23 protein-coding genes are annotated in these 26,887 nt (G+C 67.2%); 4 read left to right on the top strand and 19 right to left on the bottom strand.

The genetic code is table 11. The features are described from left to right. The first annotated feature begins 199 nt into the window (after positions 1-199). The gene (locus FBY28_RS24560; protein WP_141869768.1) at positions 200-4,072 is read left to right on the top strand and encodes an AMP-binding protein; all 3,873 of its coding nucleotides are present in this window, start codon (positions 200-202) and stop codon (positions 4,070-4,072) included. Between the two features lie 72 nt (positions 4,073-4,144). Here the strand turns inward: FBY28_RS24560 and FBY28_RS25830 are convergent, their stop codons facing one another. The 14 genes from FBY28_RS25830 to FBY28_RS24495 form a co-directional block, all read right to left on the bottom strand. After that, positions 4,145-5,680 (bottom strand): hypothetical protein, encoded by a 1,536-nt coding sequence (locus FBY28_RS25830; protein WP_160145525.1) that lies wholly within the window; start codon positions 5,678-5,680, stop codon positions 4,145-4,147. A 314-nt stretch (positions 5,681-5,994) separates the two neighbouring features. After that, entirely contained in the window at positions 5,995-6,816 is an 822-nt protein-coding gene (locus FBY28_RS24550) for an FkbM family methyltransferase (protein ID WP_141869767.1), read from the bottom strand. Then, positions 6,813-7,712: a glycosyltransferase family 2 protein gene (locus FBY28_RS24545; RefSeq protein WP_286178462.1), complete on the bottom strand. Its 900-nt coding sequence runs from the start codon at positions 7,710-7,712 to the stop codon at positions 6,813-6,815. Before FBY28_RS24545 ends, FBY28_RS24550 begins: the two co-directional genes overlap by 4 nt. Before the next feature lie 207 nt (positions 7,713-7,919). Beyond that, positions 7,920-8,900 carry an endonuclease/exonuclease/phosphatase family protein gene (locus FBY28_RS24540; RefSeq protein WP_141869766.1) on the bottom strand — a complete coding sequence of 327 codons (981 nt, stop codon included), beginning with the start codon at positions 8,898-8,900 and terminating at the stop codon, positions 7,920-7,922. Positions 8,901-8,921: 21 nt separating this feature from the next. Continuing rightward, positions 8,922-9,785, bottom strand: a complete 864-nt coding sequence (locus FBY28_RS24535; RefSeq protein WP_141869765.1) for a sugar phosphate isomerase/epimerase family protein — start codon at positions 9,783-9,785, stop codon at positions 8,922-8,924. A 158-nt stretch (positions 9,786-9,943) separates the two neighbouring features. Then, on the bottom strand, positions 9,944-10,093 hold the full coding sequence (locus FBY28_RS25915; RefSeq protein WP_174241738.1) for a hypothetical protein: 150 nt from the start codon (positions 10,091-10,093) through the stop codon (positions 9,944-9,946). A 179-nt stretch (positions 10,094-10,272) separates the two neighbouring features. After that, positions 10,273-11,274: a bifunctional diaminohydroxyphosphoribosylaminopyrimidine deaminase/5-amino-6-(5-phosphoribosylamino)uracil reductase RibD gene (gene ribD / locus FBY28_RS24530; protein WP_174241737.1), complete on the bottom strand. Its 1,002-nt coding sequence runs from the start codon at positions 11,272-11,274 to the stop codon at positions 10,273-10,275. Continuing rightward, positions 11,271-11,963 (bottom strand): ribulose-phosphate 3-epimerase, encoded by a 693-nt coding sequence (gene rpe, locus FBY28_RS24525; RefSeq protein ID WP_141869764.1) that lies wholly within the window; start codon positions 11,961-11,963, stop codon positions 11,271-11,273. The genes ribD and rpe overlap by 4 nt, the downstream gene beginning before the upstream one ends. A gap of 130 nt (positions 11,964-12,093) precedes the next feature. Next, positions 12,094-13,545 carry an RsmB/NOP family class I SAM-dependent RNA methyltransferase gene (locus FBY28_RS24520; protein WP_141869763.1) on the bottom strand — a complete coding sequence of 484 codons (1,452 nt, stop codon included), beginning with the start codon at positions 13,543-13,545 and terminating at the stop codon, positions 12,094-12,096. Next, entirely contained in the window at positions 13,542-14,468 is a 927-nt protein-coding gene (fmt, locus tag FBY28_RS24515) for a methionyl-tRNA formyltransferase (RefSeq protein ID WP_141869762.1), read from the bottom strand. The genes FBY28_RS24520 and fmt overlap by 4 nt, the downstream gene beginning before the upstream one ends. A 9-nt stretch (positions 14,469-14,477) precedes the next feature. Continuing rightward, positions 14,478-15,020, bottom strand: a complete 543-nt coding sequence (locus FBY28_RS24510; RefSeq protein ID WP_023985705.1) for a LemA family protein — start codon at positions 15,018-15,020, stop codon at positions 14,478-14,480. Continuing rightward, on the bottom strand, positions 15,014-16,840 hold the full coding sequence (locus FBY28_RS24505) for a DUF2207 domain-containing protein (RefSeq protein WP_141869761.1): 1,827 nt from the start codon (positions 16,838-16,840) through the stop codon (positions 15,014-15,016). The genes FBY28_RS24510 and FBY28_RS24505 overlap by 7 nt, the downstream gene beginning before the upstream one ends. Before the next feature lie 25 nt (positions 16,841-16,865). Next, positions 16,866-18,863 carry a primosomal protein N' gene (locus FBY28_RS24500; RefSeq protein WP_286178460.1) on the bottom strand — a complete coding sequence of 666 codons (1,998 nt, stop codon included), beginning with the start codon at positions 18,861-18,863 and terminating at the stop codon, positions 16,866-16,868. A 10-nt stretch (positions 18,864-18,873) separates the two neighbouring features. Next, positions 18,874-19,584 carry a lysoplasmalogenase gene (locus FBY28_RS24495; protein ID WP_141869760.1) on the bottom strand — a complete coding sequence of 237 codons (711 nt, stop codon included), beginning with the start codon at positions 19,582-19,584 and terminating at the stop codon, positions 18,874-18,876. Between FBY28_RS24495 and FBY28_RS24490 the strand changes: the two genes are divergently transcribed. Genes FBY28_RS24490 through FBY28_RS24480 form a run of 3 tightly spaced genes read left to right on the top strand, consistent with a single transcriptional unit; the run spans position 19,583 to position 22,957 of the window. Beyond that, complete coding sequence (locus FBY28_RS24490) at positions 19,583-20,512, top strand: alpha/beta hydrolase (RefSeq protein WP_141869759.1); 930 nt, start codon at positions 19,583-19,585, stop codon at positions 20,510-20,512. The two genes, FBY28_RS24495 and FBY28_RS24490, sit on opposite strands and share 2 nt — an antisense overlap. A 4-nt stretch (positions 20,513-20,516) precedes the next feature. Then, complete coding sequence (locus FBY28_RS24485) at positions 20,517-21,473, top strand: alpha/beta hydrolase (protein WP_141869758.1); 957 nt, start codon at positions 20,517-20,519, stop codon at positions 21,471-21,473. After that, entirely contained in the window at positions 21,470-22,957 is a 1,488-nt protein-coding gene (locus FBY28_RS24480; protein WP_174241736.1) for a flavin-containing monooxygenase, read from the top strand. Before FBY28_RS24485 ends, FBY28_RS24480 begins: the two co-directional genes overlap by 4 nt. Positions 22,958-23,020: 63 nt before the next feature. Here FBY28_RS24480 and metK read toward each other — a convergent pair whose 3' ends face one another. The 5 genes from metK to mihF all read right to left on the bottom strand — a co-directional run bounded on the left by metK (position 23,021) and on the right by mihF (position 26,873). Beyond that, positions 23,021-24,229: a methionine adenosyltransferase gene (gene metK, locus FBY28_RS24475; RefSeq protein ID WP_141869757.1), complete on the bottom strand. Its 1,209-nt coding sequence runs from the start codon at positions 24,227-24,229 to the stop codon at positions 23,021-23,023. A 99-nt stretch (positions 24,230-24,328) separates the two neighbouring features. After that, positions 24,329-25,567: a bifunctional phosphopantothenoylcysteine decarboxylase/phosphopantothenate--cysteine ligase CoaBC gene (gene coaBC / locus FBY28_RS24470; protein ID WP_141869756.1), complete on the bottom strand. Its 1,239-nt coding sequence runs from the start codon at positions 25,565-25,567 to the stop codon at positions 24,329-24,331. Positions 25,568-25,581: 14 nt separating this feature from the next. Then, on the bottom strand, positions 25,582-25,872 hold the full coding sequence (gene rpoZ, locus FBY28_RS26345) for a DNA-directed RNA polymerase subunit omega (RefSeq protein WP_030135265.1): 291 nt from the start codon (positions 25,870-25,872) through the stop codon (positions 25,582-25,584). 94 nt (positions 25,873-25,966) lie between these two features. After that, positions 25,967-26,470 carry a guanylate kinase gene (gene gmk, locus FBY28_RS24460; RefSeq protein ID WP_286178520.1) on the bottom strand — a complete coding sequence of 168 codons (504 nt, stop codon included), beginning with the start codon at positions 26,468-26,470 and terminating at the stop codon, positions 25,967-25,969. 85 nt (positions 26,471-26,555) lie between these two features. Then, positions 26,556-26,873: an integration host factor, actinobacterial type gene (mihF, locus tag FBY28_RS24455; RefSeq protein ID WP_011894593.1), complete on the bottom strand. Its 318-nt coding sequence runs from the start codon at positions 26,871-26,873 to the stop codon at positions 26,556-26,558. Between the last annotated feature and the right edge of the window lie 14 nt (positions 26,874-26,887).

The raw sequence follows: 26,887 nt of genomic DNA, 5'->3' as shown, positions 1-26,887 counted from the left end.
TGACGAAATCGCCGTCCCGGCAATAGAGTTCGACTCAACCGCTGGAGACTAGCAACTACGACGACGAAACTGGCCGCTACCCCTACCAGTATGATGAGCATCACTACTTTGGGTAGGCTAACCAATTCGGAGAGGACTCAGTATCCTCCACCTGGTGGCGCTAACGCCTCATTCGACCTCCCGCTAGGAACACCGCCACATGCCCACGATCGGCCGACCCGACACCCTGGAATCACGACAAAAGTCCTCGCCGGCAGCGGATCTGAGCGACCGGACACCATCTGTCGTCGCCGCCACCCCGCGACGCGGCGGACTGAGCATCGACATCGCCGCGGTCATGACCTCCAGTGCAGCCACCGGCGTACTGGGATTTGTGTTCTGGACCGTCGCCGCGCGCGGATATGACACCGCCGAAGTCGGTCGCGCATCGGCCATCATCACCTCGGCGACGCTGATCGCCATCCTTGCCAATTTCAGCCTCGGCAGCCTGTACGAGCGCTTCCTCCCGCTGGCCGGCTACCGGACGAAGAGCATCGTCCGTCAAGGCATGATGTTCGTCGCCGCGACGGCAATGGTGTTCGGCGCCGCGTTCACCGTCCTGGGACCCCGCGCCCAGTTGTTCCCGGATCCGATTGACCTACTGTTCTTCCCCTTGTTCGTGGTGATCCTGGCGATCTATGCGTTGCAGGACCAGATCCTGATCGGGCTGGGTCGAGCCCGTGCCATCGCCACCAAGAACATCAGTCAATCCATCGCCAAGCTGATCATCGTCGCGGCCATGATCCCGCTGGCGACGGGTTCGGCGATCGTCTGGTCATGGGTGCTGCCTGCGGCCGTCATCACCGGCGTCATCGCCATCGTCGTCATCCGCCGGGAGACGGGTGCCCGAACCGGAACGGCCGACCTGCCCGACCGTCGCGAGCTGGTCAACTTCTTCGCCAGTTCCTACGCGATCAATGCCATCAACGTGATCGTGCCGCTTTTGGTACCGCTGATCGTGGTGGCACAGCTCGGAACCGAGATGAACGCGTACTTCTCGATGTGCTGGCTAGTGGTCAACACGCTGGGTGCGCTGATCGTGGCCACCGCGGCGCCGTTCATCGCCACCGCATCCACCCCGGGCGCCGACGTGTGGGCGTGCACCAAGCGCTTTGTGCTGTTGTGCGGTGGATCCGCGGTCGCCGGCTGCGTGGTGCTGATGGCCACCGCCCCGTTAATCCTTGGCATCCTCGGCCCGCATTATGCGGCCAACGGCACCACGCTGATACGGACGATGGCCCTGGTGTTACCCGCGGTGGCGCTGACGACCATCTACACCGCGCTGGCCCGGCTGCAGCGCAAGCTGCGACTGGCCGTCATCTCCCAGGTGCTGCTCGGCGTGCTGGTGGTGGTCGGTGTCATCATGAGCACGCCCGAGTGGGGTATCAACGCGGTCGGATACACCTACGTCGCAGGCGAACTGCTCATCACGCTCGTCGTTCTCGGCCCCACCCTGGCATTACTGCGCCGGGTGGCCGCCACCCCGAGCGGCCAGGCCCTCGACAGCCCGGTCCGCGCGACCCCGACGAGGCCGGACCTGAGCCGTACCGCACCGATCGAATTCGACTCGGTGAACCAACGATTCGAGGAGATCGCCGAGCGCAAGCGCGACAGTGTGGCCGTGCGCACGGAGACCGCTTCCATCAGCTACGGAGAGCTCAAAGACGCCGCCGCGGTGTGGACACACGCATTGCGCCGGCGACGCGACCCAGAAGCGCCGGTGGCCATGGTGGCTGATCTGAGCCCGCAGATCGCGGCGGTGATTCTGGGAAGCTTCGCCGCCGGCGCACCGCTGGTGCCGTTGGATCCCGGTCTGCCCCATGACCGGATCACCCACATCTTCGATGCCCTGCGAGAACAAGGCCGCCACGTCGACACTGTCATCGTCGACGACTCGGACCACACCCCGGCTCGACAGATCGCCGACGGATGCGACGTCTGGCCCGCAGACACACCACCGCAAGGCATCCGCGCGCCGGGCATCTCTGCGGCGCTCGACCGCCAGCGGGTCACCAGCATCCAGTTCACCTCGGGCTCCTCCGGGGAACCCAAGGCCGTGCTGCATGTGCACGGAACCTGGTTGAGCGACTGGATTCTGCACCGTGACCGCTTCGGCATCGTCGAGGACAGTCGCGTCGCGTTGTGCATGCCGGTGAGCTTCGCCGCCGGGATGAACGTCCTCGTCGGCGCCCTGCTCTCGGGTGCCCAGGTCATCGCGATCGACCCACGCAACAGCACACCGGAGGCGGCGATCGACCGGCTCGCGGACGTGGATATCGTGATGTGCACGCCGTCGTTCCTGCAGTCGCTGACCGAGGCGGCCTGCGGTCGCACTCTGGCCGGTGTGCAGCGCATCGTGACCACGGGTGAGCCGGTGTACGGCAACGTCCTACGACGCGCGCGGGAGCTCGCGCCATACGCCGTACTGACGAACTGGGCGGGATCCTCGGAGACACTGGGCATCGCGCATTTCGACATCTGGCCCGACGAGGAGGTCCCCGCGGGGGTCATCCCGGCCGGCGTTGCCGTTCCGCACAAGGAACTCGGTATCGACGAACTCGGCCGACTGACCGTCACCTCCCCCTATGTCGCCGCCGGATACCTCAGGGCAGACAGCGCGTCCACCACCTTCACGACCAATCCCGACGGCAGCCGCACATTCGTCACCAACGACCGGGCCAGGATCAACGAGAACGGCACGCTCGTCGTGCTGGGGCGAATGGATGCCGCCGTCAAGATCCGTGGCTACCTGGTGGAGCCGGCCGAAGTGGAAGCCGCGCTGCTCGACTGCCCCGGGGTTCGCGAGGCGCTCGTCGTCGCCGACCAGCATTCCGCAACTCCAGTGCTCACGGCCTACGTGGCCCCCGACCCCGAACTGCGCAGTCCCGCGGTGGCCGATATCCGTGCCCAGTTACACACCAGGCTGCCGGCATGGATGGTCCCCACCAACGTGGTGATGCTGCAGGAGCTCCCCCGCAATGAGCGCGGTAAGGTCGACCGGCGGGCACTGCCGGCACCCACCCGCGGACCGATCATCCCACCGGCTGCCGGTCTCGAATCGCATATCGCGGCCGCCTGGGCCGAGGTGCTCAGGCTCGATCAGGTCGGCCGGGACGAGAACTTCTATGCACTCGGTGGCGACTCACTCAACGTCCAGCGAATGATCAGCCTCGTCGGAAGGGAGCACGAGGTGCGTTTGGCTGCTTCGGATTTGGCCACCGCCCCGACTGTCGCCCAGTTCACCGAAGTAGTGCGAACCCGTCGGGCCGGCGTTGCGGGTCTGCGGGATAGGGGAATCCGCCCCACCACGGTGGTGCTGCGCGCCCCCGGCGAGCACACCCGATCAACGTTGTTCTGCTTCGCCGGGGCGGGCGCCTCCGCACTGTCGTTCGTGCCGCTCACCGACCGGCTGGGTGTCGACACCGCCGTAATCGCTTTTCAAGCGCAGGGTCTGGAGAACCGCGCATTCCCGGATTGGACGATCGGAAGGGCAGCTCGGCGGCACCTGAGTGACCTCTTGGCTCTGCCGCCGATGGGTCCGTACCGGTTGGCAGGCCACTCGCTCGGTGCGTTCATCGCCATCGATGTGGCCAACCGGCTTCGGGCGCTCGGCCACCAGGTGGAACTCGTCACCCTGCTGGACCCGTTCCTGCCCCCGCGGACCGTTCGCGCTGCACGGCGGGAACTACCCGATGTCGGTTCCACACTGCTGGAACAACCTCCGACGGCGCCACGCGAACTCTGGCGGCAGCGACTGTGGTTGCCACTGGCCGGAATCCTCGACGGCACACCGGACGAGAAGGTCGCAGCGTTGCGTGAGGTGGGCGTGCGGGTCGGCCGGTTACACCGCCCCCGCCCCTATCCGGGCCGGACGCTGTTGATTCTCAGCAGCTTCAACCGCGACGACGAACGTGTGTGGCCGCAACTGCTCACCGGGGAGTTGTCGGTACAGCGGATCAACTGTGACCACGATTCGGTGGTGCGGGAGCCACACGTCGGACGGGTCGCCGAGATGATCCGCGCGCAGCGCTGAGCTGGAACCGAGCACAAAAATACGGCCCCCTCGGGTGAGGGGGCCGTATTCTGTTCTGCGCTAGCCGAAGCCTCAGTCGCTGCTGGAGCTACCCGAGGTGCTCGACGAGCTGCTGGACGAGCTGCTGGAGCTACCCGACGAGCTGCTGGACGGCTTGCTGTCCGACGACCCGGACTTCGCATCTGCCTTGTCAGACTTGTCTGCCTTGTCAGACTTATCTGCCTTGCTGTCAGCCTTATCAGCCTTGTCAGTCTTGCTGCCGGACTTGTCAGCCTTGGCATCCTTCATGTCGGCCTTGGCTTCCTTGTCGGCCTTGGCTTCCTTGTCGGCCTTGGCCTCCTTGTCGGCCTTGGCGTCCTTGTCGGCCTTGCTGTCGGCCGTGGCGTCTGCCTTCGCGTCAGCCTTGCTGTCTGCCTCGGCATCGGCGTCCGCGCTCTCACCGGCAGCTGCATCGCCGGCGGTGGTCTCCTCGGAGACAACCGGCGTGGTCGGATCGACCGCCGCGCCGGCATCCTCGGTGGCCGTCTCTTCCGCGGAACCAGCCTCTTCGGTCGGAACCGAGGTGCCCGGCTCGGCAGTTTCGCCATCGGTGGCCGGCTCTTCGGTACCCGAGGACACCGATTCGACCGGCGTTGCACCGGAGCCCGTTTCGACACTGAGCGTCACCGTGTCACCCTCGGCAGCCAGAGCGGTCGACGATACCTTGTCGAGCGTCTCGGCGCCGCTCTCCACGGCCGGCTGTCCGGTGAGTGCCCTGAGCGCATTGGCGATCAGCGACGGATACTGCACCAGGAACGAGTCGATGGGCCCACCCGGGGTCAGCAAGCCCGGGAAGACATTCCAGTCCTCGGCGATGCTGGGGCTGTAGCCGTTGAGGAACGCTCCGAGCACCTTGATCGGCAAGTTGACCGTGTGGCTGATCGCCGTCACCACATCACCGAGCTCTGCCGCGGCACGGATCTCGTCCAGGCTGTCGGTGAACCGGAAGATGGCGCTCACAAACGGAACCATGATGGCATGGGGATAACCGGCCAGCGTGGTGTCTCCGACCAGCAGCGCATCCAGGATGGCCGCGATGGCGGGAGCGCCGACGGCATTGGCAACCTGGCCCGGCACGGCGAAGCTCGGGTACAGCGGCCAACCCGCCGCGCCAAGACCGAAGATGAACCAGTCGTTGATATGAGCGAAGGCTTCGGTGAAATTACCCGCCGCCAGTTCGTTGTTGGCCCGCTCCAGGACACCCGGCAGCAGCTCGTTGTGCGCGGCCCAGCCGGCCTGTGACTGCTCCCACCCGGTCTGCAGGGTCGCCTGATGCTCGGCAAGCCGATCCTGCAACTGCTGGGCCACCGTCTCCGGACGGAACAGCAGCACCGACAACTCGCGCTGGAGCTCCTCGTTGCCCAGGATCGTCGACAGATTGGGCAGCAGAGTGGCCGAGATATCGGTACCACGGTTGTTCAGATTCTCGAAGGCCTTCGAGAACGTGGCACCGAGCACTGCGAAGGGATTCTCGAAGGCGGCGAGCTCGACCGCGCGCTGCTGCGCAGCCTCCAACGCCGGCAGGTTCTGCGCAACAGGCGTCACGGCGATGACCGACGCGCCCGTCATCGCGACGGATGCGATGAGCAACCTCTTCTTCAGAGGCGTGGATGTCGATGGCGCAGACCAGAAGTCACGCCCCGAGGCCACGGGAACAGCGAGTGACACGGTTCTCCTAGATTTACTTGATTGATGATCGGTCAGATGAGACCGACGCGAATGTTATTGCAGCGCAATATTTCTTACAAGCCCTACCTATCCTGGTAGGGCCGCATACTGAGGGGTTCATCAGGAAGTTTTGCACTGCAGCGGGAAACACCGATGGGCGCCAGGGCGATTCGCCGATGACGCCAATAGCGCTGCACTGCACTACATCAGAACAGTCAGGGGTGAACTCGTACGCGACTGTGCGCCTCCAGCACCGAGCAATCGAAGAGCATCAGCGTCTCGTCACGGATATGGGTGTCCATCTTCTTGCCGGCCACCGCATCGTAGAGCGGCGCCAGGCCACCAGATCCGGGCAGCATCCAGTCATGTGGTTCGATCATGATGCAGGCGAAGGAGGCGATGGCCGCCGGCGAAGCTTGGCACACTTCGGATTCGGCGCCCTCGATATCGAGCTTGACGATGAATGGCACCGCACCGGCAATGCCGTCCAGCAGCGTCTCCAGGGTCACCGATGGGGTGGCGCCCCTGTCGGCGACCCGATTCGCCCACGATCCCTCGTCACCGGCGCTGAGATCCACTCCGTCACCATGACTCCACAACGCGGCGTGCACCGGCCTGATCTGCGGATGGTGCGCGCAGTTCCGCTCGATCAACCGCACGCAGGCGGGGTCGGGTTCCACGGCCACAATCACTGCGCCCGGGAAGTGTTCGGCCAGATACAGCGCGGAGTAGCCCACATTTGCGCCCGCGTCGATGATCACCGGAACTCCACCGGCGCACGCGATCTCGGACGCCACCGCATTCAGTCGCGCCATCCAGAACGGATGCGCGTCGTATTCGCGCGCGGTGAAAATCTGGGCCAGCACAAAGGGATCGCTGTCACAGGGACGCACCGTCAAGCGGTGTGCGCCACACCGGACAGTCACAGGCCGGGACATGCCCAGTGCCCGCCGCGCCACCAGGCTCACCGCGGCGGGCAGGCCGATACTCTGGCTCAGCGCCAACGTGTGACCCAGCTTCTCGCGCACCCTACTCATCGCGTGGAAGCAGCCGCTCGTGCCATCCCGATACGGGCGGAACGGCGCCTGTGCTCCCGGCCGATCGTGCGCAGCACCCGCAGTCCGTCGGTCACGGCATTGAGGTTGCTGCGTCCGTAGATCCGCTTGCCTTCGAAGCTGCTGACCTCCTGGATCGCGAGGCCGTTGAGCGCGACCCTAACGTTGATGACGGTCTCGATCTCGAATCCGTCGCCCCACTGCGCCTCGGTCACGTCGGTTCGTGGCAGATCCAACACCTCCAGATGAGTCCGCCAGAATGCGTTATAGCCGTAGCACAGGTCGGTGAAGCCGGTGCCGAAAAGTCGGTTCACCAGCCAGTTCAGACCCTTGTTCCCGAGGCGGCGCAGTTTGGTGATGTCATCACTGCCTCCCGTCTCGGTGAAGCGACTTCCCTTGGCGAAGTCCGCACCGGCAATCAAAGCGCCCACGAAATCCGGGATCTCAGCAGGATCGGTCGACCCATCCGCATCGATCATCACCACGATGTCACCCGTACTGACCTCGAATCCGCAGGCGAGGGCGTTCCCCTTGCCGCCACGAGTTTGGTTGACGATCAATGCCTCTGGCCACAGTTGCCGAGCGACGTCGACCGTGTTGTCCACGGAGTTGCCGTCGACCACCACGATCTGGTCGACCGCGGGCATCCGCTTCGCGACGTAGGGCAGGTTCCGCGCCTCGTTGCGGGTCGGGATGACCACGGTGACCGTGGGCCGACCAGACCCGTCGGCATGCTCACCGGTATCCGTTCCGCGCCCCCGGTCGTGATGCTCGCGATTCACCGCATATTTGCTGTCGGCCGCGCACGATTCGATCCGAATGGATTTCGTCATTTGCTCGACACCCGTGCCCTCCACCGTATCTGTCAAGGTTTTCATTGCCTTTCACATTCGGAAGACCCAGGGATGCGCAGTGCAGACATGCTGCAGATGCGGCCCGCCGCTCAGAGGTTTGATTGCGAGAACGACACTAGCGAGCACTCACATGAAATTGTCAGCTACCTCTTAGGGTATGACGCAGACCACATGAAGGCATCAGTACGAAAGATGCCGCACACCAACACATCACAGGATCGGACTCGGTGATTACTGCGAGTTGCGCTGCGGCACGGCCAGCGTGCTTGCCACGCCCATGTGATCTGAACCGGGCAGCGCGAATCGCCGAAAGGAGATCGGTTCGAAACCACGAGCGAGAATCCGGTCGATGGCCAGTACCGGCGGGATGAGTCGTCCCGCCGGAAATGTGGGAACCACACCGGCGCCAACGTTTTCGGCGACATCCACCAGCGGCGGGGCATCGGCACGTGCCGAGTTGGCGATCAGGTCGCGATACTGCTTGTGGTCGTATGTCGAATTGAAGTCCGCGCCTACCAGCATCGGGTACCGCTCGTTCTGGAAGATCGGTCGCAGCCTCTTGAGCTCGAATACCCACTTCCAAGCCGGCTCAGGATAGGGCGGAAGCGGATGCAGGGCGTACACCGCGCTCGGCCCCATGTCCGGGATATCGGCGACCGCCCGCAGGTTGTTGAGCACAAATCCGTCGAGCTGAGCGCAGTCACGCAATGGGTATCGAGAATAGATGCCCGCACCGCCGCCACCGGTACGTGGCCGCTCACACGAGTACGGCAGCGTTCGGCCCAGGCCGGCGGCGGCCAGGTTGGCCACCGCCTCGTCGGTCAACTCGATGACCGTCAGCAGGTCGGCAGACTGGGCTTCTACGGCATCCCGTAGGGCCTTCGGATCAGCACTACCGAGCCGAATGTTGGCCTGCATCAGTTGTATCGAAACCCCGGACACCAGCTCATCGGTAGCATCCCGATACAGCGGCGCCTGCGTCGCGACACCGATGCCCAGCACCACGGCCGCCGCTGCTGCCATCCAACGCCGCCCCCCGACCACCGCGGCGAGCAGTGCCCCCGCGGCTACCAGCACGGCAATGGGCGTGAACGAAGCAGCCCAGGCCACCAGCGTGCTGGTCAACCCCACGAAGTGCGCACCCACCCCGATCATCGCGATCAAGAGCAGCAGCGCGCCGCAAAAGGCAACCGCCCGGCGAAGTGGTTGCACCGTGCTGTGATCCGCGATCTGTCAGGCGGACCGGAACAACGGTGACCAGTCACTGTCTGCCGCGAGCGCCAGCACATCCCGAGCGGCCTTGGCTGCGAGTGCGGCGCGCACCGTCGCCGGTGCGTCGCTGTGTAGTGGAGCCTCCACGCTGACCGGCACTTCGGCGGGCAGCGCGCGCAGCATCGACACCAGCCCGATGCCGCCCGCTCCGGGCAACAGCCGCGCACAGCGGCCCTGATGGATGATCTCCGACATGGTCGCTGGCTGCTCGGCCGGCGCGTCACAGATCTGGATGTACCGAATCCACTCGCGCGGCAGCACTTCCAGCTCGGCAGGACTGGTCCCCGCCCGGTCGTAGTGGATGGCGTCGATCAACAGTCCCGTGGGCACCGGGCACTGGGCGACAAGTGCGGCACCCTCGTGTACGTCACGTACCGCGGTCCACGGCATCGGCTCGATATTGACCGTCATCCCGTATTCGGCAGCAAGCAAGGACAATTCGGCAAGATTGTCCGCAGTGCGCTGGCGATCTGGATCATATCCCGTCGCCAGGACCTCACCGGCCCCGAGGAAGGCGCCGGTCTCCAGGATGCCCTCGAAATCGGACCGGACGACCGTCTCCGGCACCAACCGCACCACCTCGACGTCCAGTAGCCGCAGGCCGGAATCATCAAGACGGCGGCGGGTTTCCCTGATCAAGGGCGTGGCGCCGATGGTCGGTCGCACCGGTTCCTGCTCGGTCGCGGGGATGAGCCTCAACCCGACGGCGTCGTAACCCGCCGCAGCGGCGCAGGTCACCACCTCGGCGGGATCGAGTTCCAACACAGTCAGCGGCGCCAGCGAAAGAAGACGCTCCACACCGGGCTCGTCCCGCTGCACCCTCATGACCACCGCCCTCTCCCTTCCGACTCGACCGTTTCGAGCGGAAGTACCCTCACGCGAGCCATCATTGCGGATCGGGACGGAGATATGGGCGCTACCTTTTACACCTCCGGCATTTAGGCCGGAGGCGCCTGCACTACCGGATCGGTAGTTTCAGCAAATCAGCAGCGTTCCAGCCCGGGCTGCATGATCTTGGGACCGTGGCTGCGCTGGGGGCGGTCGGCGCCCACCCGCAGCAGGTCGAGGAACAACGCCTTCACGGCATGGGGGTTCATCGGGCTGATGCTGAGCCAGTCCTGCAAAGCAGTCATGCTCACGTCCTTTACTAGTGCTCATCACGCGCTACTCGTCGGTGAAGGGCGCTCTCTTGAACTGTACCGGCGCAGCCACCATGCCGGCTCGCCGCGACACCCGTTGCACGCCCGCTACCAGGCAATTCATCTGATGTCACATTCACGGCATGAATGTGGGGGCCCTCACAGCGCCAAGATCAGTTGGGCACCAGACTGAGTCGCACGTCCGGTCCGACCGGCTCGATGGCATCGAAGCGCCACCGCTGAGCGCCTGCCATGTTCAATACGCCGATATCATCGACGGCGGTGATGGGACCGCCCAGCAGAATGGGCGCCACATAGGCGAGGATCCGGTCGATCACACCGGCCCGCAGGAAAGCGCCCGCCAACGTCGGCCCGCCCTCCAACAACACCGCGGTGCGATCGGACAGCGCCCTGATCACCTCGTGCGGATCATGGGTTCGGATCACCATCGTGCGGGAATCGTCGTTGAGAACATTTGCCTCCGAGGAGATCTCGCGCTCACCAACCACCACCCGCAAGGGTTGACGCTCGGCGAGACTGCCGTCCGGACGGCGGGCGGTCAACGTCGGGTCGTCGACGAAGACCGTTCCGGTACCGACGATGATGGCCTCGATCGTGCCGCGATGCCGGTGAACGTCGGCACGGGCGGCCTCGCTGGTGATCCACTGGCTACTGCCGTCGGCGGCCGCGCTGCGGCCGTCCACACTCGTCGCGAACTTCCAGGTGACATGCGGTAACCCGGTGCGCTGCTTGTGTAACCACTCCCGCAACGGGCCACCTGCCACCGCGCCGCCCTCGATCCCGGATCGCACCACCACACCGGCATCACGCAACCGCGACGAACCTCCGGCGGCGATCGGATTGGGATCTTCCACCGCGTACACCACCTGCGCCACACCGGCAGCCAACAATCCGTCCACACACGGCGGGGTGCGACCGTGATGGTTGCACGGCTCCAAGGTCACCACCGCCGTGCCGCCACGTGCCAGTTCCCCAGCTCGCCGCATGGCGATCACCTCGGCATGCGCGCCGCCGGTGGGTTCGGTCGCGCCGACGCCCACCACCTCTCCCCCGGCATCCAGGATGACCGCGCCCACCGGCGGATTCGGGTACGTCGCACCCTTCACCCGCTCGGACTGCTCGATCGCCAGCCGCATCGCGGCTTCCGGGGTCACAGCGTCAGGTGCGGAGAGGCTGCCGCGGCCTGCCTGCGCAAGCGGGCCACCGCATCGGCAGGATCCTCGGCGCTGTACACCGCCGACCCCGCCACGAAACAGTCCACCCCGGCCTCGGCGGCCTGTTCGATGGTGTCGGCGTTGATACCACCATCGATCTCGACCACGATCGTCAACTCACCGGCATCCACCAAGCGCCGGGCGGTGGCGACCTTGGACAGCACCTCCGGGATGAACTTCTGCCCACCGAATCCGGGTTCGACCGACATCACCAACAGGGTGTCGAACTCGCGCAGGATCTCCAGATAGGGCTCAAGCGGGGTGCCGGGCTTCACCGAGAGTCCGGCCTTGGCACCAGCGGCACGGATATCGCGCGCCACCCCGATCGGGTTGTCGGTGGCTTCGGCGTGGAAGGTGACGTTGTAGGCCCCCGCCTCGGCATACGGCGGAGCCCACCGCTCGGGCTGCTCGATCATCAGATGGCAGTCCATCGGGATGTCGGTCGCCTTGAGCAGGCTCTCCACCACCGGAAGGCCGAGCGTCAGATTCGGGACGAAATGGTTGTCCATCACATCCACGTGCAACCAATCGGCGCCGGCCACCGCGGCAATCTCATCGGAGAGCCTGGCGAAATCCGCGGACAGGATGGACGGGGCGATCAGCGGAGCGCTGGGAGTTTGACCTGCCATGCCGGTCAGCCTACTTTTTGCCCGTCCCGTCGCTGCGCTCGCCCTCAAATCCTCCCCGTCGCTTCGCTCGCCCTCGAATCCTCCCCGTCGCTGCGCTCGCCCTCGAATCCTCCCGTCGCTTCGCTCGCCCTCAATCCTTCGGGGAGCCCACCCGCAGTGCCGCGGCGAACATCGCATCGGTACCGTGCCGATGGGGCCAGAGCTGCACGTACGGTCCGTCACCCAATCCGTCCACCTCTGGGAAGAACTCCCGGGTGTCCAGCGCGGTCACCGGGTGTCTGCGCAGCGCATCGGCGACCACCCCGACCGTCTCTGCCAGGTGCGGAGAGCAGGTCGCGTACAAGACGACTCCGCCGGGCCGGGTGAGGCCGATCGCCGAGCCCAGCAACTCCCGCTGCAACCGGCCCAGGGCGGGCACATCACCCGGCTGACGCCGCCACCGCGCCTCGGGCCTGCGCCGTAACGCGCCGAGCCCGGTGCATGGCGCGTCGACCAGCACCCGATCGAAACTCCCCGCCTCCAGGCCGGTTTCACGCCCGTCGACCCGCAGCACATCGACCGGCAGGCCCGAGGTGTTCTGCACCACGAAATCGGCCCTGTGGTCGGCCGGTTCCACCGCGGTGACCCGGGCCGACGGCATGCCCGACGACGACTGGATCAATGCACCGAGAAGGGCCGTCTTGCCGCCCGGTCCGGAACACAGGTCGAGCCACCTGCCGCCGTCATCACCCTCGACCGTGGCCAGCGTCATCGCCCGCGCCACCAGCTGCGAGCCCTCGTCCTGCACCAGCGCCGCACGATCGCGCACCGCGGCGACATCGCCCGGGTCGCCGCCGGGCAGATAGACCGCATAGGGCGAGTACCGGCCGACGGTGCCGCCGGCCTGTTCGGCCAGCTCGGCCGCGGTCAGCACTCCCGGCCGAGCGGCCAGATGCACCACCGGGCGCTCGTCATCGCTGGCCAGCAGGGCATTCAACTCACCCGCTTGGGCGCCGAGCGCATCGACGAAGGCCTGCGCCACCCAGCGCGGGTGGGCGTGCACGAACGCGGCATGGCCGACCGGGTCGATGGTCGACGACGGCGCGAGCTCGGCCACCCAGGCGGCCTCGTCCTGACCCGCGATCTTGCGCAGTACTCCGTTGACGAAACCGGCACGCACCGAATCGAATTCGATTCCGGCCTGGTCGACGGTGGTGTCCACCGCCGCATGCGCATCAACCCTGGTGCGCAACAGCTGATAGGCACCCAGCCGAAGCAGATCCAGCAGTACCGGGTCGATGCGGTCCACGTCCCGGCCCGCGGCAGCAACGATGACCGCATCCAGCAGACCGCGGACCCGACAGGTGCCGTAGGCCAGCTCGGTGGCGAATGCGGCGTCGCGCCCGCTGATCCCGCGCTCGCGCAGCAATGACGGAAGTGTCAGGTTGGCATAGGCATCCCGCTCGGTGACCGCACGCAAGGTGTCGAAGGCGGCCCGGCGAGCCGGATCCAGCGGAGTACGTTGCGGACCCTTGCGCTGCGGACCGCGCTGGCCCTGGCGATGCGGCGGGCGCCCGCCCCTGCCCTGTCCCGGGCGGGTCACAGCGCACGCACCGATGCGTCCGGCCGCGCCCCACGCGCCCAATCCGCGGCGCTCATCGGCTTCTTGCCCGGTGGTTGAATCCAGCTGAGTACCACCGCATTCGAGCCGGTACCGATCCACACATCGCGCTTGCCCACCTCGATCTCGCCCACAGCGAGCTCCTTGTCCTCGTCGGGACGCACGGGTCCCACCTTCACCCGAACGTCACCGATCATGGTCCACGCCCCCGGGTTCGGCGTGACGGCCCGAATGCGCCGGTCGACGACATGGGCGGGTAACTCCCAGCGCACCCGCGCCGCGTCCACGGAGATCTTCGGGGCCACCGTAATCCCTTCGGCGGGCTGACGCACCGGCGTCAGCGAGCCGTCGGCGATACCGTCCATCGTGGCCGCCAGCAATCCGGCGCCCGAAACCGACAGTCGGGCAAGCAGATCACCCGCGGTGTCGGTGGGCGCAACGGTTTCGGTGACGACCCCGAAGATGGGTCCGGAGTCCAGGTCGCGTTCGATGCGGAAGGTGGTCGCCCCGGTGACGGTGTCACCGGCGGCGATCGCGGCCTGCACCGGTGCGGCACCGCGCCAGGCGGGCAGCAGCGAGAAGTGCAGGTTCACCCAACCGTGGGTGGGTACGGCCAGTAGTTCGTCGCGCAGCAGCGCCCCGTAAGCCACCACAGCGCAGGCATCGGGTGCCAGCTCGGCGAGTTCGGCCACGAACTCGGCGCTGTTGGGCCGCTCGGGCTTGAGCACCGGGATACCCCGCTCGGCGGCGAACTGCGCCACCGGTGAGGGCGTGGGCTTGCCCCGGCGTCCGGCCGCCGCATCCGGTCGGGTCAGCACCGCGATCACGTCGTGATTCTCGGAGTCCACGAGTGTGCGCAGCGAGGGCAACGCGGGTTCGGGGGTACCGGCAAAGAGAAGGCGCACCGCGCCAGTCTAGGTAAGACGTGGTGTCTGATAGAACTCGCGCTCGCTCACCCCGGCGATCGGCGCGACGAACATCCACGGCATCGTGGTGATCAGTCGATTAACGCCGGCCACCGCATCGTTGTAGTACTGACGCGCGAAGGCCAGCTTGTTCTCGGTATCGGTCAGATTCTGCTGCAGGTTCAGGAAATTGTTCGACGAGCCGAGTTGCGGATAGCTCTGCCCGAGCGCGAGCACCCGGCCGACCGCGCTGTCGAGCTGGCTCTCGGCCGCGCTGCGTTGGGTCACCGAGGCTCCACCGGCAGCGGCGTCCAGCGCCGCGCCGGCCCGGGCAACCCGGTCGAGGACGACCTGTTCGTGGGCGGCGAAGGTGCCGACGGTATGCACCAGACTGGGGATCAGCGACGCTCGCCGGGTCAGTTCGACGTCGATTCCCGAGAGCGCCTCCGACACCCGCAGATCGGCAGATTTGAGCTTGTTGTAGCCGACCACGATGACGACCAACACCGCCACGGCGAGCAGTAACACCAGAACGAGCACGGCCCTCACCATGAACCTCCTCCTCCTCCGCCGCCGCCTCCGCCGCCACCACTGCTGCCTCCGCTGCTGCTACTGCTGCCACCGGATGAGGACGACTGCGATGCGGTGTAGGCGCCGATCGACGATGACAACGCTGACTCGAAACTGTCGAAACTCGGTCCATCCGAGCTGAAACTCGATGAGCTGCCCGTCGATGACGACGAGTTGTACCAATCCGGCTGTGGTGCAACCACACCGGTACTCGCCTGATACTTCTGCGCCCACAGGGCCGCGGTGCCCGCGGCCACCGCGAACGGGATGTAGGCGGTGTAGAGATCCTTGCGGGCAGCGAAATCGAATCGGCTCTCGGCCGAGTCGGTGGACAGCAGTCGGTGGAAGCCGCCGGCCTGCGACCACAGCACGCGGCCGGCCTCGGTACGCCGAGTGCCGATACCGTCGCCCCAGGAGGCGGCCGAGAACAGGAAGAAGGTCGCGAACGGCAGGCCCCACAATGTGGTCGGGAATCCCCACCGACAGAATCCACAGACCATCAGGATGGCGGCCACTGCGTTGGCCGTGCGCAGCCAGAGCTCTTTGCGCCGTTTGACCAGCAAGCCGTGATCGAAGGCCCACGCCTTGACCGTCTCGGTCATCCGTTCCTTGGCAGTGCTGAGTTTTTTACCGGACTTCGCCGACTTCTTGGCCTGGAATTCCGCCCCGACGCCGATGACCCCGAGCGCCGAGCCGACCTGATAGCTGACCTGGTCGGCGGCGGCCCAGGCGTCCGGGTTCGCGATGCCGGTCACGTTCCACTGGTCGCTGTTGACCTGGCGTAGTTCGACGAGCTTGCGCTCGGCGAGGTAGAACAGCGTCGCGGTGAGGCCGTGCTTGGGAACCGATTCGGTTCGGATGTACTCGACCTGTACCGGCCCCAGTCCGGGCGGCGGCGCGTACTGCAGCCCGAAGCCGGGCGCGGGTTCGACGGTGCTGCGGAACCACAGCAGCGCGATCGCCCCGGCGAGCGCCGAGAACCCCAGCAGCATGATCACCGGGGTGACCGATTGGCCGAGAACCCGGTCCCAGTGGTGGTTCCACGGCACCTCGGCACGTGCAGGCGTCGGCATGTCCACCCCGGCACGCACCGTCAGCGGGGTGTGCGGCGCAAGGTTCTGAGCCGACAGTGTCACTGTCCTGCCCTGTGCGGTCAGTTCGGTGCACGCCCGGCCACGGCCGTAGCCGGCCGCGCACTGCGCGCCGGTGACCGGTGCAGGCAGCGTGACGGTGATGTCGGCGTTGTCGATGCGGTTGTTCCAGCCCGGGGCCACCACAGTCCAGAAGAACACCGTCTCGGACTCGTCGCGCCCGGTCCCGGACGGGAAATCCCGGCCGGCGCCCGAGGATCCCGGATCGAGCACGCCGGGCACCGAGTAGCGGATCTCGTAGACGTGGCTGCCGGGGTCCAGGGTCCAGTCCGGGTCGCCGATCTTGGCCACCCGGAACCGTTCCCGGCCCTCCCACAGCATCTGGTAGGGCTCGGGGTCACCGTCGAGGAGCACCGATTCGACATCGGGCACCTGCCGCACGTTCGGATCGTTGCGGTTGGTGATGTCCCAGTAGCGGAAGATGCCGTGCCGGCCGGATGGGAAGTCACCGGTGATGGTCTCGACGGCGTGCAGATCGCCGTCGGCGGCGACGCTGTAGTGCGCACGGTAGTCGGTGATGCGCACCGGATCCTCGGCGGGCGCGCCGTCGTTACCGTCGGCGCCGTCGAACCCGGCACTGAAAACCACCGGCCAGAGCACGCCAAACGCGATGAGCAGCAACGGGATCAGCATCTTGAACAGCCGTCCCATCACGCACCTCCCGCCGCCGTCGTGGCTAGCCTATGTGTAACGGGTCGATTTGGACGCGAACCGGCTCGTGATCGTGGCGCGAACTCAGCGAATTCACCGCCCGCCGCAGCGCCGCGGCCAGGTCCAGGCCACCGGATCGCGGCACCCGCACCAGCATGCGCGCCACCGGGCTGTCCACCGCGAGACCGGGCGGCCGGCGGGCCCCCGGCGGCAGGTCCACCGGACCCAGTGGCTCCGCGTCGTCGGGCAACCGAGCGGCATCGAGCAGGGCGTGCACCGCCTCGGGAACCCCGTCGAGCACGGCGAGGTGCACCGCGGGTGGTAGCCCCACCTCATCGCGGGCGGCCAGTTCGGATTCGGCATGCCCCAGCGGATCCCAGCGGATCAACGATTGGACGGTCGGGATCGCCGACTCGGTGATGACGGCCACGGTGCCACCATCGGCGCGGCTGCGGACCAGTGCCGATGCGGCCATCCAGCGGCGCAGGGTGTCCTCGGCGGCCCGTAGGTCCTGGCGGCCCAGCAGCGCCCAGCCGTCCAGCAGCAGCGCCGCGCCGTACCCACCCGCGGCCACCGGTTCAGCACCGGGGGTCGACACCACGACGGCGGGCTTGGCGGGCACCGTCGAGATCACCGAATCTCCCCCGGAGGTCACGACGCTGGCACCCGGCAGCGCGCGACCCAGTTCCTCGGCGGTGCGCCGCGCGCCCACCACGACGGCCCGCACGGCGTCGGAACCGCAGTTGGCGCAGCGCAGCATCAGATCGGTGCGGGCACACCAGCGACACACCGCGCCATGGGCGTCGCGCCCGGTGAGCTGCAGCGGGCCCGTGCAGTGCCGGCAGCGTGCCACGGTCCGGCACTTCGCACACGCCAGCGCCGGGATGTAACCACGCCTGGGCACCTGCACCAGCACCGGGTGCCCGGCTTCCAGGGCCGTGCGTGCCGTCCGTAACGCCATCGACGGCAGCCGGGCGGTATGGGCGGCCGGATCGCGGGCGTGATCGAAGGCGTTGTCGTCCAGCGCGACCACCCGCGGCGCGTACTGACGCACCACCGCCCGGGTGGCCACCAGGTCGTGCGCCCATCGGCTGCGTACCAGCGCGTGCGCCTCGGCGGTGCGGGCATAGCCGCCGATGACTGCCGCGCAACGCAATTGGTGGGCTCGTAGCATCGCGACATCGCGGGCGTGCGGATACGGTGCGCGCGGCTCGGACAGCGAGTCGTCGCCGTCGTCCCAGACGGCGATCAGGCTCAGCTCGGCGATGGGTGCGAACACCGCGCTGCGGGTGCCGATCACCAACCGGGACTGCCCACGCAGCACCGAAAGCCAGCGCCGGTACCGCTGTGCGGGCCCCAGCCCGGCCGATAACGCCACCGCCTGGTCACCGACGAGGGCCACCGCGGCGCGGTGCACGGCATCGACGTCACGCTGGTCGGGCACGATGATCAGCGCGCCGCGACCGGCCTGGACGGTCACCGCGCCGATCTCGGCGAGCCGGTCGGCCCAGTTCTCCCCGGGCAGCGCCTGCCACACCGCCCGCGCGGCCCGGCCGTCGCCCAAGGCGGCGACGAACTGCTCACCCCGGCCGTACGCGCTCCACGCGGAACTATCGACAGGCGCGAGATCAGCCTGATCCGACGGCGGTGCGGGTTTCTCGGCCCGGGCATGTCGCGGTGGCACCGCAAGGCGCAACACGTCGGGGCGGGTCCCGGCATAGCGTGCGGCCACCGCGTCGACCAGGCGGCGGATATCGGGCGTCAACACCGGCTCGGGTGAGATGACCCGGTCCAGCCAGCCCAACTTGCCGGCATGGTCGGTGTCCGAACGCCGTTCGAGGACGAAGGCGTCGACCAGGCGGCCATGGAAACGCACCCGCACCCGGACCCCCGGCTGGGCATCATCGGACTGCTCGGCCGACACCAGATAGTCGAAGTCCCGGTCCAGGTGTGGAACCGACAGCATCGGGACCACCCGCGCGATCGGTTCGTGCTCGGCGGGGTGTCGGGTCGCCGGGGTCACCGCACGCCCACTAGTCACGCGTCCCGCGTGCGCGACCGAAGAAGAATCCGGCGGTGATCAGGAACAGCGATGCCGCATAGGCCCACCAGATCGGCACCGCCAGCCGCTCGTCGCCGAGGACGAACTTGCTGATGCCGATCATCGAGTCCGATACCGCGAAACACAGCGCGCCGAGCGCGGTCCAGGGCGTGGGCAGCCGGGCCAACAGCGCCGCGCAGACCATCGCGCCGAGCACGCCGATGTACACCGTGACCGGCAACGCCATGCCCTGTTCGAGCAGCGCCGGCCAGAACCACACCAGCAGCCCCAGACAGGCCACCACGACCAGGCCGGCCGCGATCAACCGGGACCGTTGCCGGGCCACCAGTGGGATCAGCGCGGCCAGGAAGCACAGGTGCGCGACGAGGAACGAGGCCAATCCCAGCACGAAGGACGGTTCCCACCACGGCATGGCCAGTAGGTAGTCACCGGCGGCCGAGCCGACCAGCGCCGCGACCAACCAGCGCCGCTCCCTGGTCACCGGGTGCGTCCACGCCGCCAGCGCCAGCAGCACCGCGGCGGCCGCCTTGACCGCCGGTTGCAGGACGAACTGCCCGGTGAGCTCGGCACCGGCGGGCATCCGCAGCGCGACGGTGATCAGGAAGATGCCGTAACCGGCGCCCACCACCACCGCGAGAGCCCACAGCAGACGGGTCCGTCGCGCTGCGTACGGTGTTGCCATGCCTGAAACCGGTACCGACAGACCCGCCTTGGACCCCATCCTGGAGAAGGTACTGGACGCGGTGCCGTTCCAATTGACCATGGACGGTGGCGCCGAGGCGGCCCGCGAGCGTTTCCGCGCACTGCCACGCCGGGAGGTGCACCCCGAGCTGCGCACCGAGGACCGCATCATCGCCGACGTGCCGGTTCGGGTGTACTGGCCGCCGATACAGGACTCCCGCCCGCCGGTAATGCTGTTCCTGCACGGTGGTGGCTGGGTGGTCGGCGATCTGGACACCTATGACGGCACCGCGCGTGAGCACGCCGTCGGCACCGGCGCGGTTGTGGTGTCGGTGGACTACCGGCTGGCCCCGGAGCATCCGTACCCGGCTGCGGTCGACGACTGCTGGGCCGTGACGCAATGGGTGGCCGCCCACGCCGACGAATTGGGCGCAGACGCCACCCGCATCGCCGTCGCCGGTGATTCCGCAGGCGGCAATCTGGCCGCGGTGGTCGCCCTGCTGGCCCGTGACGCCGGACTGGACCTGCGGATGCAGCTGCTGTGGTACCCGGCCACCACCTGGGACACCTCGCTGCCGTCGTTCACCGAGAATGCCGACGCACCGATCCTCGGGCGCGGTGCCGTCGGGGGCTTCTCGGTGCTCTACGCCGGGGGTGCCGATCTGAAGAATCCGCCGGCCACGTTGGTTCCGGCCCGTGCGCCGTCGCTGGCCGGTGTCGCGCCGGCCTATATCGCGGTCGCCGGGTACGACCCGCTGCGTGACGACGGCGTGCGCTACGGCGAACTGCTCACCGACGCCGGGGTGACCGCACAGGTCCACCTCGCCGAGACCCTCGTGCACGGTTATCTCGGCTATCACGGGGTGGTACCGGTCGCCACCGATGCGGTCGATCGCGGCCTCGCCGCACTGCGCGGGGCGTTAGCCTGACGGCATGACCTCTGCGCGCCCGGCCGTCGATCCCGATCTCAAGGCTCTGCTGGATGCGGTACCCCTGGCCTTCTCCGTCGACGATGGTGTCGAGGTGGCCAGGGAGAAGTTCCGCGCGCTGAAACCACCAGCGAACATGCTGGTGCAACTGCGTATCGAGGAACGCGTCATCGGATCCGGTGAGCTGCGCGATATTCCGGCCCGGATCTACTGGCCGCCGGTCGAACAGCACGACAACCTGCCCGTCATCGTGTACTACCACGGCGGCGGGTGGGCGATCGGCGATCTGGACACCCATGACCATGTCGCGCGCGCCCACTCGGTGGGCGCCGAGGCCATCGTGGTGTCGGTCGACTACCGGCTGGCGCCCGAGCATCCCTTCCCGGCCGGGGTCGAGGATGCCTGGGCGGCGCTGCAGTGGGTGGGTGAACACGCCGCAGAGCTCGGCGGCGACCCGAATCGCATTGCGGTGGCCGGGGATTCAGCGGGCGGGAACCTCTCGGCGGTGATGGCGCTGCGGGCCCGCGATGCCGGTGGCCCGCCGCTGGTGTTCCAGCTGCTGTGGTATCCGGTGGCGGTCGGCGACCGCTCGGCACCGTCGTTCATCGAGAATGCCGACGCCTATATCCTCAATCGGGATGTCACGAACGCCTTCCTGACCTGGTACCTGCCCGGGGTGGACCTCGACGACCCGGCCGGCCTGCCGACCGATGTGGCACCGGCCAACGCCGAATCGCTGGCGGGGTTGCCGCCCGCCTATATCGGTACCGCCGAGCATGATCCGCTGCGTGACGACGGCACGAAGTACGCCGAGATGCTGGCCGCGGCGGGGGTCGCGGTGCAGCACAGCAACGAACCCACGTTGGTGCACGGCTTCGTCAGCCTGGCCCTGGCATCGGCGGTGGCGACCGAGGCCACCGATCGCGGTATCGCCGCACTGCGGACCGCGCTTCACCCGTGAGTCCCGTGACACCGGAGGTCCATACGCTGATCATCGGCGCCGGCTTCTCCGGTATCGGTGCGGCCATCGCCCTGGACCGGGCGGGGCTTGGTGACTACCTGATCGTGGAGGCCGGCGCCGAGGTCGGCGGCACCTGGTACTGGAACACCTATCCCGGTATCGCCGTGGACATCCCGTCGTTCTCCTATCAATTCTCGTTCGAACAGAGTCCGGATTGGTCACGCACCTACGCACCCGGTCGGGAGCTGAAGGCGTATGCCGATCACTGTGTCGAAAAGTACGGGATCGCCTCGCGGATCCGATTCGACACCGAGGTCACCGGTGCCCGTTTCGACACCGAGAACAACCTGTGGGTCGTGCAGACCGACGGCGGCAGCATCGCGGCGCGGCACCTGATCAACGCCGCAGGCGTGCTCAATGTGCCCAAGATGCCCGATATCGCCGGGGTGCGCACCTTCGCCGGGACCACCATGCACACCGCCCGCTGGGACCACGGTGTCGACCTGACCGGTAAGCGGGTCGCGGTGATCGGGACCGGAGCCTCCGCCGTGCAGCTGATCCCGGAGATCGCACCGATCGTCGAGCAGCTCAACGTTTTTCAGCGAACGCCGATCTGGTGTTTCCCGAAGCTCGACATGCCGCTGCCCGCCCCGGCGCGGTGGGCCATGCGCCTGCCGCTCGGCAGTGCCGTGCAGCGCGCGCTCAGCCAGGCCTATGTCGAGGTGACCTTCCCACTGTCCGCGCAGTACCACAGCGTGTTCCCGCTCAGCGGCGGCACCCGGCGGCTGGGCCTGAACTATCTGCGCCGCGAGGTCGAGGACCCGGTACTGCGGGACAAGCTGACCCCGCGTTACGCGGTGGGATGTAAGCGACCCGCGTTCCACAACGGCTACCTGAGCACATTCAACCGGGACAACGTCGAGCTGATCACCACGCCCATCGAGGAGATCACCCCGACCGCCGTGGTGACCTCGGACGGCGTCGCCCACGATATCGACGTGCTGATACTGGCGACGGGCTTCGCAGTGCTCGACGTCGACTCGGGAACCTTCCCGCTGATCGGGGCAGACGGCGAGTCGCTCGCCGAGTTCTGGACGCGGAACCGGATGCAGGCCTACGAGGGTGTCAGCGTGCCGGGATTCCCGAACTTCTACAACGTCTGCGGGCCCTACGGTTACGTCGGTTCGTCGTACTTCGCCCTGATCGAGACGCAGACCCGCCATATCGTGCGGTGCCTGCGCGAGGCGACGCGGACCGGCGCCACCAGGGTCGAGGTCCGCCGAGAGGCCAATGCGCGCTATTTCGACGAGATGATGCGCAAACGGCACCGGCAGATCTTCTGGCAGGACAGCTGCTCGTTGGCGAACAGTTACTACTTCGACCGCAACGGCGATGTGCCGCTGCGACCGGCGAGCACGCCGGAGGCGTGGTGGCGCAGCCGCAGCTTCCCGCTGCGCGATTACGCGTTCACGGCCGGCACATAGCGATTTCGGCGCGGAAACGTACGGTGAGCGTACGTTTCCGCGCCGAAATCGTAGAGAAGGTGACTAGACCGAGGCCTTGAGTTCGTCGACCTTGTTGGTGCGCTCCCAGGGCAGGTCGACATCGGTGCGACCGAAGTGGCCGTAGGCGGCGGTCGGTGCGTAGATCGGCCGCAGCAGGTCCAGATCGCGGACGATGGCGCCGGGACGCAGGTCGAACACCGCGGTGATGGCCTTCTCGATGCGGGCCGGGTCCACGGTCTCGGAACCGAAGGTCTCGACGAACAGCCCGACCGGGGCCGCCTTGCCGATGGCGTAGGCGACCTGCACCTCGACGCGCTCGGCCAGGCCGGCGGCGACGACGTTCTTGGCGACCCAGCGCATGGCGTAGGCGGCCGAGCGGTCCACCTTCGACGGATCCTTGCCGGAGAAGGCGCCGCCGCCGTGGCGGGCCCAGCCGCCGTAGGTGTCGACGATGATCTTGCGGCCGGTCAGGCCGGCGTCGCCCATCGGGCCGCCGAGGACGAACTTGCCGGTCGGGTTGACCAGCAGCCGGAAGTCCGAGGTATCCAGGGTCTCGTGACCGAGCTCGTCGAGCACGGTGTTGACCACCTGCTCGCGGATATCGGGCGCCAGCTGGCCGTCGAGATCGATACCCTCGGCGTGCTGGGTGGAGAGCACGACGGTGTCCAGCCGGATCGGGGTGGTGCCGTCGTACTGGACGGTGACCTGCGTCTTGCCGTCCGGGCGCAGGTAGGCCAGCTTGCCGTTCTTGCGCACCTCGGTGAGCCGGCGCGCCAGCCGGTGCGCCAGCGCGATGGGCAGCGGCATCAGCTCGGGGGTGTCCTTGATGGCGTAGCCGAACATCAGGCCCTGGTCACCGGCGCCCTGCAGATCCAGCGGATCGCCGGCGCCCTCGACGCGGGTCTCATGCGCGGTGTCGACGCCCTGGGCGATATCGGGCGACTGGCGGCCGATACCGATGTTGACTCCGGCGGTCTCGCCGTCGAAGCCCTTGTCCGAGGAGTCGTAACCGATCTCCAGGATGCGGTCACGCACCGTCTGGCTGATATCGGCGAAGGCCTCCTTCGCCGACGTGGTCACCTCACCGATCACGTGCACCTGGCCGGTGGTGACGGCGGTCTCGACCGCGACGCGGGACTTGGGATCTGCGGCCAGCAAAGAATCCAGGATCGAGTCGCTGATCGCATCACAGATCTTGTCGGGGTGTCCTTCGGTGACCGACTCGCTGGTAAACAAGCGACCTGCGCTCACGTGGCATCCTCCATTAGTTAGACAGTCAAATCATTGATGTGCTCATTGGCAGCCAACAGGTAAATCTTGATTGGCGCAACCGTTACCTGCACCGCGAAGTCACCGGTGTACGAGCGCTCCGATCGCATCCACGATACGGCTTGCCATCAGAGTCTTCGAACCGTGCTCCAGTGCCGTTTCGGTGCCGTCGGCCGACAGCATCCAGCCATCATTGTGGTCCACCTCGAACGCCTTACCCTCCCCGACGGCATTGACCACGAGCAGGTCGCAGCCCTTGCGCTTGAGTTTGGACCGCGCGTGGAAGAGCACATCACCGTTGGCATCGCCGGTTTCGGCGGCAAAACCGACGATGACCTTCATATTGTGCAGCTGGCCGTCGGCCCTGGCCCGCACGGCGCCGGCCAGCACATCATCGTTGCGCACGAGGTCGACCGAGGGCGCGCTGTCGTCATCGACGCGCTTCTTGATCTTGGCCGTGGCCACCTGGGCGGGCCGGAAATCGGCGACCGCGGCGGCCATCACCAGCACATGCGCCTCGGGCGCCAGCTTGGTCACGGCGGCACCGAGCTGGGCGGCCGAACCGATGTGCACGACCTCGACGCCGGCCGGGTCGGCCAGGCCGGAGGTGTTCCCGGCGATCAGGGTCACGTCCGCACCCCGCTGGGCCATCACTCTGGCGACGGCGTAGCCCTGCTTGCCGGAACTGCGATTGCCGATGAATCGGACCGGGTCCAGGGGTTCGCGGGTACCACCCGCGGTGACGAGTACCTTCACCCCGGCCATGTCGTAGGGCAGCGCGTCACCGCGCTCGAGCAGCAACCCGGCCAGAGTGGTGATCTCCTCGGCCTCGGGCAGCCGTCCCGGGCCGGTGTCGGCGCCGGTGAGCCGGCCCGACGCAGGTTCCAGCACGATGTTGCCACGACGGCGCAGGGTGGCGACGTTGTCGGTGGTGGCCGGGTGGAACCACATCTCGGTGTGCATGGCCGGCGCGAACAGCACCGGACATCGCGCGGTGAGCAGCGTTCCGGTGAGCAGGTCGTCGGCACGCCCGGCGGCTGCGCGTGCCATCAGATCCGCGGTGGCGGGGGCGACCACCACGAGATCGGCCTGCTGGCCGATCCGCACGTGGGGCACCTCGTCGACGTTCTCGAAGACCCCGGTGTGCACGGGCTGGCCGGACAGCGCCTCGAAGGTGGCCGCACCGATGAACTTCAGCGCCGACTCGGTCGGCACGACGCGGACCGAATGGCCGGCCTCTTTGAGCTGGCGCACGACTGTGCACGCCTTGAAGGCGGCAATCCCGCCGGCAACACCGACGACGATCCGCTTCTGCTCCATGTAGCCGAAAGGCCCTACTGCTCGCCCTCGGCGTGCTCGAGCAGGTCGGAGTGGATCTCGCGCATGGCGATCGAGAGCGGCTTCTCCTGCAGACCCGGCTCGACCAACGGGCCGACGTACTCCAGGATGCCGTCACCGAGCTGGTTGTAGTAGTCGTTGATCTGCCGCGCGCGCTTGGCGGCGTAGATGACCAGCGCGTACTTGCTGGAGGCGCGGTCGAGCAGCTCGTCGATCGGCGGATTGGTGATGCCCAGCGGTGTGTCGTATGCGCTGGCGGCGTCGATGTTCTCGACAGGCGTGCTCACGAAATATCTCCCGGTGTAATCAAGATTCGGCGTTAGCGAAAATGTAGTTGACGGCTGTGTGGCAGCGCCGTCGCATGGTGCGAGGCGCCATCGCTCAGTGGGCCACCAGCAAGGATACCAATTCCGAGCACGCTGACTCCAATTGACTGTTGACAACCACCACGTCGAAGTCATCCTTGGCCGCGAGTTCCTGCCTGGCGGTCGCCAGGCGACGGGCCTGGACCTCCGGGCTCTCGGTGCCCCGTCCGGTCAGTCTCTCCTCCAACGCCTCCCAACTGGGCGGGGCCAGGAAGACCGAGATCGCCTCGGGCATGGCGGCCTTCACCGCGCGGGCACCGGCCAGATCGACCTCGATCAGAACCGGCACGCCGGCGGCCGTCGCGCTGCGCACCGGGGCCGCGGGGGTTCCCGACCGATGCAGGCCGCCGTGGATATCGGCCCATTCGAGCAGTTCGTCGTCATCGATCAGGCGCTGGAACTGCGCGGGCGAGACGAAGCTGTAGTCCACACCGTCGACCTCACCGGGTCGCGGTGCGCGTGTCGTCACGGACACGCTGAAATGTAGGTCGGGAATCCGGTCACGCAGGCAGCGGACCACGGTGGACTTCCCGACAGCGGACGGGCCGGACAAAACCACGACTGCGGCCTTGCCCGGCCCACCACCGGTTCTCACTTGTTCGCGCTCAGGAGAAGTCGAACTTCTCCAGCAAGGCCTTGCGCTGACGGTCGCCGAGGCCGCGCAGGCGGCGGGTCGGAGCGATCTCCAGCTCGGTCATGATCTCCTGTGCCTTGACCTTGCCGACCTTGGGCAGGGCCTCCAGCAGCGCGGAAACCTTCATCTTGCCCAAGACCTCGTCGGTCTCGGCGTCGGTGAGCACCTGCTTGAGGTTGGTGCCGCCGCGCTTCAGCCGATCTTTGAGCTCGGCTCGCGCTCGACGTGCGGCAGCAGCCTTCTCCAACGCTGCCGCGCGCTGTTCGTCGGTCAACTGGGGAAGGGCCACGGGGTTCCTCCGTC

This window comes from Arthrobacter sp. SLBN-53 (genome assembly GCF_006715585.1).
GTDB lineage: Bacteria > Actinomycetota > Actinomycetes > Mycobacteriales > Mycobacteriaceae > Mycobacterium > Mycobacterium neoaurum_A.
Note: the sequence above shows the minus strand (reverse complement) of the source record. Positions and strands in the feature narration are given on the sequence as shown.

Bases quoted from the DNA above. Each gene is read 5' to 3' on its own strand.
- FBY28_RS24505 (WP_141869761.1), bottom strand. From the start codon at position 16,840: ATGGGACGGCTGTTCAAGATGCTGATCCCGTTGCTGCTCATCGCGTTT.
- FBY28_RS24510 (WP_023985705.1), bottom strand. From the start codon at position 15,020: ATGGTGAGGGCCGTGCTCGTTCTGGTGTTACTGCTCGCCGTGGCGGTG.
- coaBC (WP_141869756.1), bottom strand. From the start codon at position 25,567: ATGGAGCAGAAGCGGATCGTCGTCGGTGTTGCCGGCGGGATTGCCGCC.
- FBY28_RS25915 (WP_174241738.1), bottom strand. From the start codon at position 10,093: ATGACTGCTTTGCAGGACTGGCTCAGCATCAGCCCGATGAACCCCCAT.
- FBY28_RS24535 (WP_141869765.1), bottom strand. From the start codon at position 9,785: ATGAGGGTGCAGCGGGACGAGCCCGGTGTGGAGCGTCTTCTTTCGCTG.
- FBY28_RS24490 (WP_141869759.1), top strand. From the start codon at position 19,583: ATGCCTGAAACCGGTACCGACAGACCCGCCTTGGACCCCATCCTGGAG.
- FBY28_RS24550 (WP_141869767.1), bottom strand. From the start codon at position 6,816: ATGAGTAGGGTGCGCGAGAAGCTGGGTCACACGTTGGCGCTGAGCCAG.
- FBY28_RS24560 (WP_141869768.1), top strand. From the start codon at position 200: ATGCCCACGATCGGCCGACCCGACACCCTGGAATCACGACAAAAGTCC.
- rpe (WP_141869764.1), bottom strand. From the start codon at position 11,963: ATGGCAGGTCAAACTCCCAGCGCTCCGCTGATCGCCCCGTCCATCCTG.
- FBY28_RS25830 (WP_160145525.1), bottom strand. From the start codon at position 5,680: ATGACGGGCGCGTCGGTCATCGCCGTGACGCCTGTTGCGCAGAACCTG.
- FBY28_RS24495 (WP_141869760.1), bottom strand. From the start codon at position 19,584: ATGGCAACACCGTACGCAGCGCGACGGACCCGTCTGCTGTGGGCTCTC.
- FBY28_RS24485 (WP_141869758.1), top strand. From the start codon at position 20,517: ATGACCTCTGCGCGCCCGGCCGTCGATCCCGATCTCAAGGCTCTGCTG.
- FBY28_RS24545 (WP_286178462.1), bottom strand. From the start codon at position 7,712: ATGAAAACCTTGACAGATACGGTGGAGGGCACGGGTGTCGAGCAAATG.